This window comes from Paenibacillus piri, assembly GCF_004354045.1.
GTDB classification, from domain to species: domain Bacteria; phylum Bacillota; class Bacilli; order Paenibacillales; family NBRC-103111; genus Paenibacillus_S; species Paenibacillus_S piri.
In genome coordinates, this window is the sequence record NZ_SMRT01000002.1 from 175,870 (window position 1) to 193,678 (window position 17,809).

19 protein-coding genes are annotated in these 17,809 nt (G+C 53.3%); 18 read left to right on the top strand and 1 reads right to left on the bottom strand.

Translation table 11 applies throughout. From position 1 onward, the window contains the following. Positions 1-13 precede the first annotated feature (13 nt). The 16 genes from E1757_RS05660 to trpA all read left to right on the top strand — a co-directional run bounded on the left by E1757_RS05660 (position 14) and on the right by trpA (position 14,313). Entirely contained in the window at positions 14-886 is an 873-nt protein-coding gene (locus E1757_RS05660; RefSeq protein WP_133226588.1) for a UbiA-like polyprenyltransferase, read from the top strand. Beyond that, on the top strand, positions 883-1,518 hold the full coding sequence (locus E1757_RS05665) for a UbiX family flavin prenyltransferase (protein WP_133225880.1): 636 nt from the start codon (positions 883-885) through the stop codon (positions 1,516-1,518). Before E1757_RS05660 ends, E1757_RS05665 begins: the two co-directional genes overlap by 4 nt. Continuing rightward, positions 1,487-2,341, top strand: coding sequence for a menaquinone biosynthesis protein (locus E1757_RS05670; protein WP_342774515.1), 855 nt, complete (start codon positions 1,487-1,489; stop codon positions 2,339-2,341). The genes E1757_RS05665 and E1757_RS05670 overlap by 32 nt, the downstream gene beginning before the upstream one ends. Next, on the top strand, positions 2,338-3,312 hold the full coding sequence (gene hepT, locus E1757_RS05675; RefSeq protein ID WP_133225882.1) for a heptaprenyl diphosphate synthase component II: 975 nt from the start codon (positions 2,338-2,340) through the stop codon (positions 3,310-3,312). Before E1757_RS05670 ends, hepT begins: the two co-directional genes overlap by 4 nt. A gap of 70 nt (positions 3,313-3,382) precedes the next feature. Then, positions 3,383-3,826, top strand: coding sequence for a nucleoside-diphosphate kinase (gene ndk, locus E1757_RS05680; RefSeq protein WP_133225883.1), 444 nt, complete (start codon positions 3,383-3,385; stop codon positions 3,824-3,826). 15 nt (positions 3,827-3,841) lie between these two features. After that, a complete protein-coding gene (locus tag E1757_RS05685; RefSeq protein ID WP_133225884.1) occupies positions 3,842-4,624 on the top strand; it encodes a CheR family methyltransferase in 783 nt (260 codons plus the stop codon). A gap of 105 nt (positions 4,625-4,729) precedes the next feature. Further along, on the top strand, positions 4,730-4,894 hold the full coding sequence (locus E1757_RS35680) for a hypothetical protein (protein ID WP_165971972.1): 165 nt from the start codon (positions 4,730-4,732) through the stop codon (positions 4,892-4,894). A 255-nt stretch (positions 4,895-5,149) separates the two neighbouring features. Next, the gene (aroC, locus tag E1757_RS05690) at positions 5,150-6,313 is read left to right on the top strand and encodes a chorismate synthase (RefSeq protein WP_133225885.1); all 1,164 of its coding nucleotides are present in this window, start codon (positions 5,150-5,152) and stop codon (positions 6,311-6,313) included. Between the two features lie 27 nt (positions 6,314-6,340). Beyond that, complete coding sequence (gene aroB, locus E1757_RS05695; protein WP_133225886.1) at positions 6,341-7,435, top strand: 3-dehydroquinate synthase; 1,095 nt, start codon at positions 6,341-6,343, stop codon at positions 7,433-7,435. A gap of 3 nt (positions 7,436-7,438) precedes the next feature. Beyond that, positions 7,439-7,816 carry a chorismate mutase gene (gene aroH / locus E1757_RS05700; RefSeq protein ID WP_133225887.1) on the top strand — a complete coding sequence of 126 codons (378 nt, stop codon included), beginning with the start codon at positions 7,439-7,441 and terminating at the stop codon, positions 7,814-7,816. Between the two features lie 313 nt (positions 7,817-8,129). Next, positions 8,130-9,671, top strand: coding sequence for an anthranilate synthase component I (gene trpE, locus E1757_RS05705; protein WP_133225888.1), 1,542 nt, complete (start codon positions 8,130-8,132; stop codon positions 9,669-9,671). An 81-nt stretch (positions 9,672-9,752) separates the two neighbouring features. Next, positions 9,753-10,793 (top strand): anthranilate phosphoribosyltransferase, encoded by a 1,041-nt coding sequence (gene trpD, locus E1757_RS05710; RefSeq protein ID WP_133225889.1) that lies wholly within the window; start codon positions 9,753-9,755, stop codon positions 10,791-10,793. Further along, positions 10,783-11,586: an indole-3-glycerol phosphate synthase TrpC gene (trpC, locus tag E1757_RS05715; protein WP_133225890.1), complete on the top strand. Its 804-nt coding sequence runs from the start codon at positions 10,783-10,785 to the stop codon at positions 11,584-11,586. Before trpD ends, trpC begins: the two co-directional genes overlap by 11 nt. Before the next feature lie 7 nt (positions 11,587-11,593). Next, positions 11,594-12,316 (top strand): phosphoribosylanthranilate isomerase, encoded by a 723-nt coding sequence (locus tag E1757_RS05720; protein WP_133225891.1) that lies wholly within the window; start codon positions 11,594-11,596, stop codon positions 12,314-12,316. Then, positions 12,309-13,514, top strand: coding sequence for a tryptophan synthase subunit beta (gene trpB / locus E1757_RS05725; RefSeq protein WP_133225892.1), 1,206 nt, complete (start codon positions 12,309-12,311; stop codon positions 13,512-13,514). The genes E1757_RS05720 and trpB overlap by 8 nt, the downstream gene beginning before the upstream one ends. Further along, on the top strand, positions 13,501-14,313 hold the full coding sequence (gene trpA / locus E1757_RS05730; protein WP_133225893.1) for a tryptophan synthase subunit alpha: 813 nt from the start codon (positions 13,501-13,503) through the stop codon (positions 14,311-14,313). The genes trpB and trpA overlap by 14 nt, the downstream gene beginning before the upstream one ends. A gap of 163 nt (positions 14,314-14,476) precedes the next feature. On the opposite strand, the gene E1757_RS05735 is transcribed toward trpA, so the two are convergent. After that, positions 14,477-15,025, bottom strand: coding sequence for a hypothetical protein (locus tag E1757_RS05735; RefSeq protein ID WP_133225894.1), 549 nt, complete (start codon positions 15,023-15,025; stop codon positions 14,477-14,479). 302 nt (positions 15,026-15,327) lie between these two features. On the opposite strand from E1757_RS05735, the gene hisC reads away from it, so the two are divergent. Both hisC and E1757_RS05745 read left to right on the top strand, forming a co-directional pair. Further along, a complete protein-coding gene (hisC, locus tag E1757_RS05740; protein WP_133225895.1) occupies positions 15,328-16,428 on the top strand; it encodes a histidinol-phosphate transaminase in 1,101 nt (366 codons plus the stop codon). 52 nt (positions 16,429-16,480) lie between these two features. Continuing rightward, positions 16,481-17,572: a prephenate dehydrogenase gene (locus tag E1757_RS05745; protein ID WP_133225896.1), complete on the top strand. Its 1,092-nt coding sequence runs from the start codon at positions 16,481-16,483 to the stop codon at positions 17,570-17,572. Positions 17,573-17,809: the final 237 nt, after the last annotated feature.

Here is a 17,809-nt window from a genome sequence, read left to right on the forward strand (position 1 = left end):
TGGGGTCAGCATGCTGCTGAAGAAGGCAAAAATTTTTTTAGAGATGATTAAATTCGAGCATACGCTGTTTGCGCTGCCGTTTGCATTTATGGGAGCGATACTCGGATCGGTCGTTGTCAACGGGCATCTGCCCGGCTGGGGACAGATCGGCTGGATTATAATGGCGATGTTCGGTGCGCGGAGCGCCGCGATGGGATTGAACCGCGTGATCGACAGAGTATTCGATGCAAGAAATCCTCGGACTGCAGGGAGAGCCATTCCGGCCGGATTGATTTCTTCCAAAGAAGCTATTATTTTCATTGTGATTTCCTTCACATTACTCTTTTGGTCAACGGCCAATTTGAGCGGGCTCTCGATGAAATTGCTGCCGATTGCAGTTTTTTTTCTTGTCTTCTATTCGTACACGAAACGGTTTACTTGGGCCTGCCATATTATTTTGGGCTTTACCGTTGCACTGGCGCCGCTCGGCGGCTGGGTGGCGGTTACGGACGGGGTTACGCTGACGGCATTCATTTTTTACGTATCCATCGCATTTTGGGTTGCAGGCTTCGATATCGTTTACGCTTGCCAGGATTACGAGATCGATAAAAAAGAAGGCCTGCATTCGATTCCGTCCCGCTTCGGCATCGCCAATGCGCTGCGCATCGCCCGCTGGTTCCATGCGATTACGGCGATCGGGCTGCTGACGTTGTTTTATTTGACCGACTTGAGCTGGGTATATTTGATCGGCCTTATTGCCGCCAACGGTTTGCTGTTCTATGAGCATAAAATCGTCAACCCGCAAAATTTAAGCCGCTTGAATACTGCGTTTTTCACCTTAAACAGCGTTCTAAGCATCGCCGTCTTCGTCTTTACTCTGGTAGATCTGGTGGTGCTGGGCAAATGAGCAGGCCGTGGGTAATCGGGATCACCGGGGCGAGCGGAGCGGTCTACGGGGTTCGGCTGTGCCGCTACCTGCTTTCGCAAGGTCTGCATATTCATCTCATTATTACCGATGCCGGCTGGCGCGTGCTGAAAGAAGAGCTCGGCTGGGATGCTTCGAAGCGGAAAGAAACGCTGGAATCCAGGCTGGCAACGGCCGGCCCCGGAACCTTCCTGTATCATCCGGTTCAAGATATCGGGGCGAGCACAGCCAGCGGCTCTTTTCGCACCTCGGGCATGGTCATCATTCCGTGCTCCATGGGTACACTGTCGGGCATCGCGAACGGAGCCTCCGACAATTTGCTGGAGCGGACGGCGGATGTGATGCTGAAGGAAGGCAGACCGCTGATCATCGTGCCGAGAGAGACGCCGCTGCATGCGATTCATTTGGAAAATATGCTTAAGCTGTCGCGGATGGGCGTGCGGATCATCCCGGCAATGCCGGCTTTTTATCAGGAGCCGCAAACATTAGACGATTTGGTCGACTTTATGGCTGGAAAAGTGTTGGACAGCATGGGTGTGGACCATGAATTGTACAAAAGATGGGGTAAGGCGGATGAGCTGCATGGACAAGCCGGTTCGCATCGGTCGGATTGATTTTACGAACGTATGGCCGTTTTTTTATTATTTTCCGCTTGAACGCTTTCAAGGAGAGGTGGAGATCATTACCCAGGTCCCCACGCAATTGAATGCAGCGATGGCGGAAGGCAGAATCGATATCGGCCCGATCTCTTCATTTTCATATGGCGAGCATGTGGACGAATATTTGCTGCTGCCCGATATGTCGGTCAGCGCCCATAAGCAGGTGCAATCGATTTTGCTGTTTCACCGGCGTCCGCTGGAGGAGCTGTCGGGCGCATCGATCGCTCTGCCGACGACCTCGGCCACATCCGTCAATCTGTTAAAAATTATTATGCGCCGCTTTTACGATGCGGAGCCCGAATATCATTACGCGGCGCCGGTGCTGAAGGACATGCTGAAATCCGCCGACGCGGCGCTGCTCATAGGCGATCATGCCATCCGCGAAAGCTGGACGGACACGGGACTGATGGTCACCGACTTGGCTGCCGAATGGAACCGGCTGACAGGGCATTGGATGTCCTTTGCGGTATGCGCAATCCGGAAGCAGACCGTCCAGGCGCATCCTGAGCTGGTGCGGCGTATATACCAGGCGTTTATGGACAGCAAAAAAGCTTCGTTGGCAGACATTCCTTCCATGGTGAAGGACGCTCAAGCGGCGATCGGCGGAACGGACTCTTATTGGCGGCATTATTTCTCTTCGCTGATTTATGATTTCGGCCCCGAGCAGCAGGCCGGCTTGAGTCTTTATTTCCGTTATGCCTGGGAGCTCGGATTTCTGAAGAGCGAAGCGGGTATTCAATTATGGAATGATAAAAATGTGGCACAGGTGACGGAATGAAACTGATCGACTTATATGCAAAACTGAAAAAAGACATATCCTACATAGAAAAAGAGCTTGAACGCAGCATCGATGTCGATAACGACCTGCTGCGCGAAGCGTCGCTTCACCTGCTGAAGGCGGGCGGAAAGCGGATTCGGCCCGTATTTGTGCTGCTTGGCGCCAAATTCGGCACGTACGACCTCGCGCGTATCAAGCATGTAGCCGTTCCGCTGGAGCTGATTCATATGGCTTCGCTCGTTCATGACGATGTGATCGACGACGCTCTGACGCGCCGCGGCCAGCTGACGGTCAGATCCAAGTGGGACAACCGGATCGCGATGTATACCGGAGATTATATATTTGCAAAAGCATTAAGCGTCGTAACACAGCTGCCGAATCCTCTCATTCACCAGATTATGTCCAAAGCGATCGTGGAGATGAGCATCGGCGAGATGGAGCAGATTCGCTACTTTTTCAATGCGGATCAAACATTTCGCGATTATTTGCTCAGAATCAAACGCAAGACCGCGCTGCTCATTGCGATCAGCTGCCAGCTTGGCGCTATCGCTGCCGGCGCCGGAGAGGCGGCGTCCAAATCGTTATATACATATGGATATAATGTGGGGATGGCGTTTCAAGTCCGTGATGATATACTGGATTTATGCGGCACCGAGAAAGAGATCGGGAAGCCGCCCGGAAGCGATATCCGCCAAGGCAATATTACGGTGCCGGTTATTTTCGCGCTTCAGGACAAGTCGCTCAGGCCGGGCTTGTTGAATGAAATTCAACGCATTCAGCAGCTGGACGGGCAGACGGACATCAGCGGATTTATCCGTACGATTCGCGGCAGCAACGGCATTACGAGGGCGGAGGAGCTGGCTTCCCGCTATATCGACAAAGCGATCGCCGCACTGGAGCCGCTGCCCGACATCCAGGCGAAAAAAGATTTTACCGGCATCGCGCATTTTATCGGCAACAGGTCTTATTGAACAGAAACCGAGAAAGCCGGGTCGGGCTAAGCGATGATTCCGGATTTCGTAGAACAGGGGGAATAGGTAGATGGAACGCACATTTCTAATGGTCAAGCCTGACGGCGTACAGCGCGGGCTGATTGGAGAAATTATGAAGCGGTTTGAGCGGAAAGGTTTTCAACTGATCGGCGCCAAGCTGATTCATATGACGAGACAGCAGGCGGAGCTGCACTATCAAGAGCATCTTGGGAAAGATTTTTTTGAAAAACTCGTCAATTTCATCACATCCGGCCCCGTTTTTGCCATGGTTTGGCAAGGGGACGATGTCATTGCGCTGTCGCGCTCGATGATTGGCAAAACAAGTGCTTTGGAAGCCGCTCCCGGAACGATTCGCGGCGATTTCGCCGTTCATACGAACTTGAATTTGATCCATGGCTCGGATTCTCCGCAAAGCGCGCAGCGGGAAATAGCAAACTTCTTTACCGCGGAGGAATTGCTTACATACAGCAAAGCGGTGCAATCGTGGATTTAGGATGGGGATAACGGCATGACGGAGGATCAAGATTTTTTATTTTTTATAAAAAAAGTTAAAGACCATACATCCATTGATCTCTCACAATATAAAGAAGCGCAAATGAAACGCCGGTTGACGACGCTGCGAATGAAAAAAGGATATGCGACGTTTGCCGCATTTTTCGAAGCCATGGCGAAGGACAAGGAGCTGCTGTATGAGTTTCTGGACAGAATGACGATTAATGTGTCGGAGTTTTGGCGCAATCCGAACCGTTGGCAGGTGCTCGAGCAGACGTTCATCCCGGATATGCTGCGCAAAAGCAAAAGGCTGAAATGCTGGAGCGCAGCCTGCTCTACAGGCGAAGAACCGTATACGCTGGCAATGATTTTGGACCAATTGAATGCGCTTCAGGATGCGCATCTGCTCGCGACCGACATCGACGACGGCGCTTTGGCTAAGGCGAAGAAGGGCATCTACTCCGACCGGTCGGTGAAGGATGTGCCGTCCCATTATTTGGCCAAATATTACAAGCGGGAGCAGGCCACCTTCCTCATTTCGGAGGAGCTGAAGAAAGGCATTCGCTTCCAGAAGCAAAATTTATTAACGGACTCATTCGATACGCAATTCGATCTCATCATTTGCAGAAACGTGATGATCTATTTTACCGAAGAAGCGAAGCATGAGCTCTATCACAAGTTCGCCAAAGCTTTAAAGCCCGGAGCCATTCTGTTTGTCGGCAGCACGGAGCAAATTTTTTCGCCGGGCCAATACGGGCTGGAAACGGCGGAAACATTCTTTTACCGTAAAAAGGAATAGGCCTCGCCACTCGCCATGTATGTTTTTTTCCATAGTTCCCCATACTTACTAGTATGAGAAGAGCTGACTGTCAACGCAGCAGAAGAATAATCGGGAGGGGCTCTGGTGGATAAACGAAAAGTGATCATGGCATACCGAAGAGGCTTTATTACGATTCAGGAATGCGCGCAAATTTTGGGCATCGATACGCCCCAGATTGTCGGTTTGGTAGAGGATCCCGAGCTGAACGGTTTGCCGCGTAATCCGAAAAAGCAGCCGGTAAACGGATGACGGGTTCATTCGTGCGGCAACCGTTTGAAACAAGACACGCTGCTGCGGCTGTCAAGCCGCTGCGGCGTGTTTTTTGTAGCCCTTTTCTTGTCAAACCGTGGTACCTATACTATAATTAGCACATGAATTGAGTACATAAAAGCGTTAAAGCGTCTGGTGTGCGAACCGGAGCAGGTCGACAGGCACACCCGGCACCAGGCTTGACCGCAGCGGACAGCCGCGTTTTTTGGCGATAGGATGAAAGGGGATAAACACGTGAGATATTTAACGGCAGGGGAAACGCATGGTCCACAATTAACCGGGATCATTGAAGGGTTTCCGAGCAATGTAACGATCGATTTTGAGGAGGTCAACTTTCAGCTGGCGCGCCGTCAAAAAGGATACGGCCGCGGACGCCGGATGCAGATCGAGAAGGATACGGCCAACATTGTCGGAGGCGTAAGACACGGAAAAACGACCGGCGCGCCGATTGCGCTCGTTGTTGAAAATAATGACTGGAAGCATTGGACGTCCGTCATGAATATCGAGCCGATCGAAGGCAGTGACGAAACGAAGCGCAGAGTAAACCGCCCGCGTCCCGGACATGCGGACTTGAACGGGGGCTTGAAATATAATCAGAAAGATTTGCGCAATATTTTGGAGCGCTCAAGCGCCAGAGAAACGACGATGCGCGTAGCGGTCGGCGCGGTAGCCCGTCAATTTCTGGCCGCCTTCGGCATTAAAGTGGCCGGACAAGTCATCCGCATCGGCGAGGTGGAGGTAAACCGCCAGGAGCTGCCGATCGACGAGCTGATCCGTATCACCGAGGAGTCCCAGGTCCGCGTGGTGGACAAGGAAGCCGAAGCGAAGATGATCGCCGCGATCGACGCCGCCAAGGAAGATGGCGATACGCTCGGCGGTATAGTGGAATGCATCGTTGAAGGCGTCCCGGCCGGATTGGGCAGCCATGTGCAATGGGACCGCAAACTGGACGGACGTATCGCTCAGGCGGTCCTGTCGATTCAAGCGTTCAAGGGCTGTGAAATCGGCATCGGCTTCGAAGCGGCGAAGCTCAGAGGCTCGAAGGTGCACGACGAGATCATGTATGAGGAAGGCCGCGGGTTTTACCGTGCGTCGAATCGCGCAGGCGGGTTTGAGGGCGGCATGACGACCGGCGAGCCGATCGTTGTCCGCGGCGTTATGAAGCCGATATCGACGTTGTACAAAGCGCTGCAAAGCGTCGATATCGATACGAAGGAGGCGTTCACCGCCCAGGTGGAGCGTTCCGATACGTGTGCGGTCCCGGCGGCAGGCGTCATTCTGGAAAATATCGTGGCATGGGAAGTGGCCAACGCTTTCCTCGACAAATTCGGCGGCGATTCGCTGGAAGAAATCCGCAATAACTATAACGGCTACTTGGAACAAATCAGGCAGTATTAATTCGGACGGTATGGGGTGCTGAAACGGATGAAAGAGCTGACAGTAGATTTAGGCGCGCGTTCTTACCCGATCTATATCGGAGAGGGAGTACTCGGGCAAATCGGGGAACTTTTCGCCAAGCACGCAATCGGAAAAGGCTCGCCGCTGCTGATTGTGACCGATTCGCATGTGGCGGAGCATCATCTCGGGGCGGTTGAAGCCCGGTTGAAGGAAGCCGGGTACGCGACGGTCTCCTATACGGCTGCTTGGGGCGAGAAATCGAAATCGCTCGCCGTTCTGGAGGACATCGTGGGTGCCGCGCTGCAGGCGGGGCTCGACCGCAAATCGACCGTTATCGCTTTAGGCGGCGGCGTCGTAGGCGATCTTGCCGGCTTTGTCGCCGCCAGCTATATGCGCGGCATCCGCTTCGTGCAAATTCCGACGACGATTTTGGCGCATGACAGCAGCGTCGGCGGCAAAGTGGCGGTGAATCATCCGCTCGCCAAAAACATTATCGGCGCGTTCCACCAGCCGGAAATGGTGCTGTACGACACGGCTACGCTGAAGACGCTGCCGGACCGTGAAGTGCGTGCCGGCTTGTCGGAAATGATCAAGCACGGCTTGATCTGGGATGCCGGATTTACGGCATGGCTGGAGCAAAATGCGCAGAAGCTCATTTCGCTCGATCAGGAGGCGCTGCAGTACGGCTTGTACGAGGGCTGCAAGGTGAAAGCGGCGGTCGTGTCCAAGGACGAGAAAGAAAACGATCTTCGCGCCATTCTGAATTTGGGCCATACGATCGGCCATGCGCTGGAGGCGGTAGCGGGATACGGCGAGCTGCTTCACGGCGAAGCCATCTCGATCGGCATGGTTGGCGCTGCCAAGCTGGCGATGAGACTTGGCTATTCCGGGCAGATCTATACGGCAACGAAACGGATTTTGCAAACGTTCGGCCTGCCGGTTCGTCTGCCGGCTCATCTGGAAACCGAGGCGATCATGAGCGCAATGATGCACGACAAGAAATTTATGGAAGGCCGGATGACCTTCATTATTCCAACGGAAATCGGAAAAGTGGAAATTAACAAAAACGTATCTGCGGCATGGGTGAGAGAAGTCGTAGAGGAATTGAAACAGGAGGCCTAGTCCATGTTTGTTCGGGGAATTCGCGGTGCGACTACAGTCGAGCATAATGAAGCAGCGGAAATTTTAACGGCGACAACGGAATTATTGAATCAAATTATTGCCGAAAACAGCATTATTCCTGAAGAAATCGCCAGTATTTTTGTTACCGTTACGACCGACGTTACAGCAACCTTTCCGGCGGCGGCGATTCGTGCGATGCCGGGATGGGAGCTTGTTCCATTAATGTGCTCGCTGGAAGTGCCGGTAGTCGGCAGCTTGCCGCTGTGCATCCGCTTGATGGTGATGGTCAATACGGAAAAGAAGCAGGATGAAATCGTTCATGTTTATTTGCGGGAAGCGATGCGTCTTCGTCCTGATTTATCGAAATTGACAAAAGCATAGAAGCAATAGTATAGTTACAGTAGTGATTGAGTGAGTTTGAGTTGAGCAGAGTAGAGTGAGCAAGTGAGAGCAGAGTTGAGCCGAGTGTTATTCCGGATTCCCGCGTTTCCCGTGTGTATGGAGCTTTCCTGCACTTTTATTCCTTATTGTCATTCAGCATTCGGGAGCTGCGTTGTGGAATGATCAAACTGCGAAACCGCCTCTACTTTGACGTAGAGGTTTTTTTGTTGCCCAGGAAATGATGCACAGCAAATTCCGGGATAACCGGGGGATCTTAAAGGCCCATTTGAGATGAGTAAAGGAGAGAGTGAACATGTACACACCGGAAGCCAAGGAAGTCATTCGCTTGTCCAAGCAGTACAATCTAATTCCCGTTGTCCGGTCGATTATGGCCGATACGGAGACGCCGATTCGGGTATTTCAGCATTTTTACCAGGAGAAGCGTTCATTTCTGCTGGAAAGCGTAGAAGGCGGATTGAAATGGGCAAGGTATTCGTTCATCGGTACCGATCCGTTTTTGATGATTACGGCCAAAGACGGTGTGACAACGATCGAGAGCCAGGGGGGCAAGACGCAGACGCAGCAAAAGCCGATCGATGTGCTGAAAGGGTATTTGCGGGCTTATTCGAGTCCTTCTCTGCCGGACTTGCCGAGATTTACAGGCGGAGCGGTAGGCTTCTTCGGATACGATCTGCTGCAATATTATGAAAAGCTGCCGGCTCACCGGATCGACGATCTGGAAATGAACGACATTCAGTTCATGCTGTGCGATCAGGTCATCGTCTTCGACCACTTCAAGCAGCAATTGAAAGTAATCGCGAACGTGCACATCCCTAAGCATGGCACCGATGCGGATATCGTTGCGGCCTATGAAGCGACCTGCGCCAAAATCGATGAGACGATCGAACGTCTCAAACGTCCGCTTCCTACCATGTCGATGTCGCAGCAGCCGATACCGGACGAAGTGGATTTGGGCGAGATTCGTTCGAATATGACCAAGGAGCAGTACATCGCCAACGTGGAAAAAGCGAAGGAATATATTCGCGCCGGCGATATTTTTCAAGTGGTGCTGTCACAGCGCTTCGAGATCGAAACCGATGTATCGCCTTTGCATGTTTACCGGATTTTGCGCACGATGAATCCTTCCCCTTATATGTATGTGCTGAAAATGGACGATGAGGTGATCGTCGGCACTTCGCCTGAGCTGCTGGTTCGGGTGGAGGATGAGAAGGTCGATACGCGGCCGATCGCCGGCACCCGTCCCCGCGGTAAAACGCCGGAGCAGGACGAAGCGTACGAACGCGAGCTGTTGGCCGATGAAAAAGAACGCGCGGAGCATTTGATGCTCGTCGATCTGGGCCGCAACGATCTCGGCCGCGTATCCGAATTCGGCACGGTGCACTGCGATACGTTCATGCAGGTCGAGCGGTATTCGCATGTCATGCATATCGTTTCGAATGTGACCGGAAAGATCGCCGAAGGTAAAGATTTTTTCGATGCATTCATCTCCTGCCTGCCGGCCGGCACCGTATCCGGCGCCCCCAAGCTGAGGGCGATGGAAATTATCGCCGAGCTGGAGAACGAATCGCGCGGCTCTTATGGAGGCGCAATCGGATATTTGGGCTTCTCGGGCAATATGGATACGTGCATCACGATCCGCACCATCGTCTTTAAGAAAGGCAAAGCGTACGTGCAGGCGGGAGCCGGCATTGTCTGGGATTCCATTCCGGAAAACGAGTACGAGGAAACGGTGAATAAAGCGAAAGGGATGCTGAAATCGATCCGTACCGCCGAAGCGGTATTCGCCCAAAAATCGTATGCCCATGCCGTGATTAACCACGATTATTATCATTGATTCGTTCGTACGGTCGACAGCCGCTACCGGCATTATGCATTTGACGGCTGCTTAATTTATATTGGGGGAGGCAGTTTGGCAATGGAAAATAAAATTACGGTACAGCAGGCGATTCAAAAGGTCGTCGCAGCGCAGCATTTGACACGTGCCGAAGCTAACGAGGTGATGTCCGATATTATGGACGGTCTGGCCACGCCGGCGCAAATCGGCGGGTTTCTGACCGTGCTTCGAATGAAAGGCGAAACGATTGAGGAAATTACCGGATTCGCCGAGGCGATGCGCTTCAAGGCGAACCGGGTGCAGACGGAGCAAGCCGATTTGCTGGATACGTGCGGCACCGGGGGAGACGGCGCCGATACGTTTAACATTTCGACGACGGCGGCCATCGTGGCGGCGGCAGGCGGCATCCGTGTCGCCAAGCATGGCAACCGCGCGATGTCGAGCAAAAGCGGCAGCGCGGATGTGCTGGAGGCGCTCGGCGTCAACATCGGGCTGGACCGCCAGCAGGCGGCAAACTGCCTGGATCAGGTCGGCATCTGCTTCATGTTCGCGCAGCTGTATCATCAATCAATGAAGCATGCGGCGGCGCCGCGCAAAGAGCTTGGCATCCGCACCGTGTTCAACCTGCTCGGTCCGCTGACCAATCCGGCCGGTGCCGACCGTCAGGTGCTCGGCATTTTCGACCGCGGCAAGACGGAAACGATCGCCTGCGTCATGCAGGCGTTGAACGTGAAACGGTCGCTGGTCGTCGCCAGCTATGACGGGCTGGACGAAATCAGCATTTCCGACGCGACGCAGGTGACGGAATTGAAGAGCGGGGACATCATCACGTATGACGTGACCCCCGATTTATTGGGATTGCGCTCCTACGATATGAAGGAAGTGATCGGCGGAGACCCTGTCGTCAATGCGGAAATTATCCGCAGCATTTTCGGAGGGGCGGCAGGAGCATGCCGCGATATCGTGCTGGCCAACGCCGGCGCCTGCTTCTACGTAACGGGCAAATGCGGCACTTTGCAGGAGGGCGTCAAATATGCGGCCCATGTGATCGATTCGGGGCAGGCCGCCGCCAAACTGCAGCAATTAGTTCAATTTACGGGAGAAATCAGCCATGTTTCTTGATAAAATCGTAGCTACCAAGCAGCAGGAGGTCGCGGCGCTTAAAAGCCGGATCAGCCTGTCGGACATGGAAAAACAAATCATGTCGCTGCCCGCCTGCCTCGGATTCGAGCGGGCGTTGGCGGATCGGCGCAACCGGTCCATGGGTCTCATCGCCGAAGTGAAAAAAGCGTCGCCTTCGAAAGGCTTGATCCGCGCGGACTTCGAGCCGGTCCGGTTGGCGCAGGCTTATGAAGCGGCGGGTACAGACTGTATTTCCGTCCTGACGGATGTCAACTATTTTCAAGGCTCGAACGAATATTTAAGCCAAATCAGGCAGGCGGTGGGCGTGCCGATTTTGCGCAAAGATTTTACGATCGATTTGCATCAAATTTATGAAGCGCGCGTTATCGGAGCCGACGCGATTCTGCTGATCGCGGCCATTTTGACGACCGGTCAAATGAAGCAGTTTTCCGCCGCGGCCAAACAATTGGGATTGGATGTGCTGATCGAGGTTCATGATAAAGAAGAGCTGGACCGGGTGCTGGAGCTGGACGGCCCGAGCTTGATCGGCATTAACAACCGCAACCTGAAGTCGTTCGTGACCGACTTGAAGACGACCGAGGAGTTGATCGGCTATATCCCGAAGGGCGTTAAGGTTGTCAGCGAAAGCGGCATCTCGAAAGCTTCGGAAATCGGCTATTTGCAGTCGATCGGAGCGGGCGCCGTGCTGGTCGGCGAGCATTTTATGCGGCAGCCGGAGATCGGGCAGGCGGTACATGAGCTGCTGGGGCCGCTTCCGGTAAAGGAGCAGTGATCCGTTTATGAGCACGGTGAAAATATGCGGTCTGCAGCGGCCGGATACGGTGCGCGACATTTTGCACCTGCCGATTGACTATATCGGCTTTTTATTTGCCAAAAGCAAGCGCCAGGTGACGCCGCAGCAGGCGGGCGCGATGCTGGACGTACTGGCGGAGCGAAGCCGGTCTGGCGGCCGTGTGCCGCTTACGGTAGGCGTCTTCGTCAATCCGCAGCCGGCCGAGCTGGCTGCCGTAATGGCCGAAGCGCCGCTTGACGTGATTCAACTGCATGGACAGGAAAGCCCGGATTTTTGCCGGCAGGTGCAGGAGGCATATCCCCGTGCCAAGGTGTGGAAGGTCGTTTCCGTCACACAGACGCAAGTCATGAAGACGGATAATGATGAAGCCGCTTTGTCGGCAGAAAGTCCGGAACAGCCGGCGGAAGCCGCTGTCCGTGCTCTGCTGGAGCCGTATAAGGGCGTTGTGGAGGCGATCCTGCTAGATACGCACGGAGGGGGCTCCGGCAAAACATTCGACTGGGAGTCCATTCCTCCTTATAGGACCTGGTGCCGTGAGGCAGGCATCCGATTGCTGGTGGCAGGCGGACTGCAGTCTGATAATGTCGGCGAACTGATCGAAGCCTACGCTCCGGACGGCGTGGACGTATCAAGCGGCGTTGAAACGGACGGCGTGAAAGATGTGAATAAAATAATCAGCTTTGTCGAAAGGGTGAAGCGGCGTGTATAACGTGCCTGATGAACAAGGGCGGTTCGGCAAATTTGGCGGACGCTACGTTCCTGAAACTTTAATGAACGCTCTAATCGAACTGGAAGAAGCCTATAAAAAATATGTCAAAGAAGAGAAGTTTCAGCAGGAGCTGAAATATTTGCTTCACCGTTATTCGGGAAGACCGACGTCGCTGTTTTATGCGGAGCGATTGTCCGCGCATTTGGGCGGCGCGAAAATATATTTGAAGCGCGAGGACTTGAACCATACCGGCGCCCACAAGATCAATAATGCGCTGGGTCAAGGCTTGCTGGCCAAATGGATGGGCAAGAAGAAGCTGATTGCCGAAACCGGCGCAGGCCAGCATGGCGTAGCGACGGCGACCGTAGCGGCTTTGCTCGGCTACGAGTGCAAAGTGTTTATGGGCGAGGAAGATACGAAGCGCCAGCAGCTGAACGTGTTCCGGATGAATCTGCTCGGAACCGAGGTCGTTCCGGTCACTTCCGGCACGAAGACGCTGAAGGACGCCTGTAACGAAACGCTGCGTTATTGGGTTAGTCATGTCGACGACACGTTCTATATTCTTGGCTCGGCGACCGGCCCGCATCCGTATCCGATGATGGTCCGCGACTTTCAGCGCATTATCGGCGACGAGTCGCGCTCGCAAATAGTCGAGCAGGAGGGCAGGCTGCCGGATGCAGTAATTGCCGCCGTCGGCGGAGGCAGCAACGCGATCGGCATCTTCTATCCGTTTGTCGACGACGAGGGCGTACGCTTGATCGGCGCCGAAGCGGCGGGCAGAGGAATCGATACGAATGAGCATGCGGCGACGATGACCAAAGGCAGCCACGGCGTATTCCAGGGCTCGATGAGCTATTTGCTGCAGGATGAATTCGGGCAGGTGCAAGAAGCGCATTCCATCTCGGCCGGCCTTGATTACCCGGGCATCGGACCCGAGCATGCGCATTTGAAAGATTCAAACCGGGCGGAATATTATCCGATCACGGATAAGGAAGCGCTTGAGGCGCTGCAGCTGCTGAGCCGGACGGAAGGCATCATTCCGGCGCTCGAAAGCGCCCATGCGATAGCCCAGACGATGAAGATCGCTCCGACGATGGGCAAGGACGAGATTATCGTCGTCAGCTTGTCGGGACGCGGTGATAAAGATGTGGAAGCGATTATGAAATATTTGGGAGGGTCGCCGAATGAATCGCATTGATCGGGCATTTGCCGAATTGAAAGATCAGAACAAGCCCGCATTTATTCCTTTTCTGACGATCGGCGATCCGGACGTCCGGACCTCCATCGATATTATTAAGCAGCTGGAGCAATCCGGCGCAACCATGGTGGAGCTGGGCGTGCCATATTCCGACCCGCTGGCCGACGGTCCGGTCATCCAGCGCTCATCGGGCAGGGCGTTGAAAAACAACAAGGTTTCGATCCGCGATTGCATCGAGGCCGCCCGCCAAGCCAGAAGCGAAGGCTGCGAGCTTCCGTTCATTTTGTTCACGTACTACAACCCGGTGCTGCAGTTCGGCCTGGATCGCATATTCGGACTTCTTCAGGAAAGCGACATAAGCGGCATTATTATTCCCGATTTGCCGATGGAGGAGGATGCGGAAGTGCGGGCCGCCGCCGAGCGTCATGGCATTCATCTTATCCCGCTCGTAGCGCCGACTTCAAACGACCGGATCAAGCGGATCGTATCGCGCGCCTCCGGGTTTGTATACTGCGTATCGTCCTTAGGGGTTACCGGTACGCGAACGCAGTTCCACAGCGGCATTGACGGCTTCCTGGATACCGTCAAGCAGTCGACTGCGCTTCCGGTCGCGATCGGCTTCGGCATTTCGACGAACGAGCAGTTCAAGCGCTTTTCACAGGCTTGCGACGGCATCGTCGTCGGCAGCGCACTGGTGAGACAGGTGGAGGAAGTGCTGCCGTTGCTCGAGCAGGAGAGCACCCGTTCCGAAGCGTTGTCGCAAATCGATACATTTGTACGCAATCTTATTCAATCATGACTTAATCCAATGCAATCATGAATTTGCTTACAAAAAGACGCCACCATGTTCGCTTACAAGCGGTTTTGGAGGCGTCTTTCGCATCTGATTCGTGACTGAATCGCTCGATTTCCCCTTTTGGGACGGTTCTTGATTTTCAGCGCCGGAAGCCGTGGAACCGAAATTATTTTAAAAATGATTTTATCCGGTCCTTGATCTTGTCAACCGCACTTTCCCGCGCTTCGCAGCCGTTTATTCGCGAAACGCTCCCGTAAGTGGGCGAATTCGGTATCCCGTCTATTGCAAATCGGTCAAACACAAGCTTCCATTCGTTGTTTATCAGTATAATACGGTATGGCAGATCGCCGATCTGCGGTCCCGATTTCGATGTGAATCTGATCACATACTGCTCCGTGGACGGATCGATCGGATTCGAGCTCACAATCTGATAAGAAAGGAGGGGGTCGGCGGTAAACTGGTCTCCGGAAAAATAGTCGAGCCTCTCCCTTTTGCTTTCGATGCACGGATCTACCGATACGGAAACCATTTGCTTGGCATCTCCGGCGATGGCCGCCTGGAAAAATAGATCTACGACCTGCCGCGGCGTCTTGGGGTAAATCGCTTTCTTATGGGCCGCGTTGACCGCGAACAAGAACGAGGCCGCAACGAGCGCCAGGAGTACGGTCGCGGCGATCACCATATTTTTCTTCGAACGGGGCATATGTCGCAGCATGTTGATCTACCTGCCTTTTTACAATTTCGTATTCGGTTGTGGGAGGCTGTCGTTTAAAAGGGGATTAGGGCATTGAGGATAACTTCAGGACACGTTCACTAGAATACCATATTGTTTAAACAATGAATACCATTATATGGAATCGCCTTCGATTTTCAGCCCTGACAAATTAAATATGAAATATACTGGTAAGTGCGAAACAGATAAGTTAAAATAATGTTTATGTTTTAGTTGCATGTGCAGCCAATAAATGATAAATACCGAACTGCTGAATTTTAATTAATTGAATGAGGTGACCTTGCGTGCAGCCTAAGAAAAATATTGTTCACCTGCCGGTGTACAAGCCCGGCAAACCGATGGAAGAAGTCAAGCGAGAGCTCGGATTGACCGAAGTCATTAAATTGGCATCCAATGAAAATCCGTTCGGCTGTTCCCCGAAAGCCAAAGAAGCGATCATTGCTCATGTCGATCAGGCGAGCATCTATCCGGATGGCGGAGCGGTCGAGCTGACAGCGGCGATTGCCGAATATTTCAAAGTTGAGACGAACCAGATTATATTCGGGGCGGGCTCGGATGAAATCATATTAATGCTGGCTCGCGCTTATTTGGAGCCCGGGGATGAAACGATCATGGCCAATACGACGTTCCCGCAATATAAGCATAATGCCGAGATCGAAGGCGCCGTCTGCATCGAAGTTCCGCTTAAGGACGGAACCCACGATCTGGATGCAATGCTCGCCGGCATTAACGCAAAGACGAAAATTTTGTGGCTGTGCAATCCGAATAATCCGACCGGCACGATGAATTCGCATCAGGAAGTGGCCGGTTTCTTGAGCAAGGTACCTGCGCATGTGCTCGTCGTACTGGACGAAGCTTATGCCGAGTACAATGTGAGCGGACAATATCCCGACAGCATCGGCTTGGCGAATCAATATAAAAACGTCATTATTCTTCGTACATTCTCGAAAATTTACGGTCTGGCTTCCCTGCGTATCGGCTACGGGATCGGTCATGCGGATGTCATTCGTTCCGTCAATCAGGTGCGCGAGCCGTTCAACACGACCGGCTTTGCCCAGAAGGCGGCGCTGGCGGCATTGAAGGACGAGCAGTTTATTGCGGACTGCCGCGAAGCGAATGCGAAAGGGATCGTATACCTTTCCGCGCAGTTTGACCGGCTGAAGCTGAACTATTACCCGGCTCACGGCAACTTCATGATGGTCGACGTGCAGCGTCCGGGCGGACAAGTGTTCGAATCCTTGCTGCGCAAAGGCCTTATTGTACGTCATGATCCGTCCTGGAAGCTGCCGACGATGATCCGCGTCACCGTAGGCAGCCAGGAGCAAAATGAAAAGTTCATCGGCGCGCTGGAGTTGGCGCTAAACGAAGTTGCAGTAGAAGCGTAAGGATTATCCGGCAAACGCATCCGGACTATTAACGTGTAGAAGGAACCTGTTCATGACAAAAATCGTTATTTTCGGCGTCGGCCTGATCGGCGGCTCGCTGGCGCTCTGCTTCAAGGGAAAGCCGGGACTTACGGTCGTGGGCCACTCCAATAATCCGCAATCCGTAGACAAATATATAAAGCGCCAGGTGGTCGATCATGCCACCACCTCGATGGAGGAAGCGGCTGCAGACGCAGACTTTATATTTCTGTGCGTACCTGTAGGCAATCTCGACGAATACTTGATCAAGCTGTCTGCGATACCGTTAAAGCCGGACTGCATCATTACGGATGTCGGCAGCACGAAAGCGTCCATCGCAGCCTGCGCGGCCAGACTTCAGTTGAATCGGGCGTTCTTCATCGGCGGCCATCCTATGGCCGGCAAGGAGAAGTCGGGCGTCGAGGCCGCGACCTCGCATTTGTTTGAAAATGCCTTTTACGTGCTTACGCCGGATGCGTCGGTTCCGGACGAGGCTTACCGCAAACTGGCGGAGCTTCTGGAGTGGACGAGGGCCAAGCTGATCAAGGTCGATCCGGTGCTGCACGACGAGGTGGTGGGCGCGATCAGCCATTTGCCGCATATTATTGCGGTTGCCCTGGTCAACCAGATCGCCGGCTACAACGAGTCGAACGATCTGTACCAAAATTTGGCCGCCGGCGGATTCCGCGATATTACGCGGATTGCTTCGGGCGATCCGATCATTTGGCGCGATATATTAATCAATAACCGCGAGGTCATGCTGAAGCTGCTTGCCGATTGGAACCGGGAAGTCGACCGTTTTATCCGGCTGCTCGAGGAGCAGGACGGAGACGGCATCGCGAAGCAGTTTCAAACAGCCGGCGAATTTCGCAGCAGTCTTCCGGAGCGCCGTAAAGGAGTGTTGACCTCGGTATACGAGCTTTATGTCGACGTGCCGGATCATCCGGGAATTATCGGACAAATTACGATGCTGCTCGGCAATCAAAAAGTGAATCTGAGCAACATTCATATTATTGAAAGCCGGGAGGATGTGCCGGGCGTGCTCCGACTGTCGTTCCGCGAGGAATCTCATTTGGACAGGGCGCTGGAGCTGTTAAAACAGGAGAATTACACGGTTCACGTGTAATTCTTTCTTTTTTCGTTGGAGTGCCAACCTGGACAACGCGCCCGTCCCCTAAAAAAGTGAAGGAAAATAAAAAAAATAAAGCGTTTTCAAAAAAACCATTGACATTTTGAAAACGGATACATATAATAAAAGTACAGTATGGTTTCTCTCCACTCCTATCCGAATCATGTGCACTCTGTGCAGCCACCTTTTATTTAAAAGGTGGTTATTTTTTTTGTTGCCGGAGTGCTATTTTTT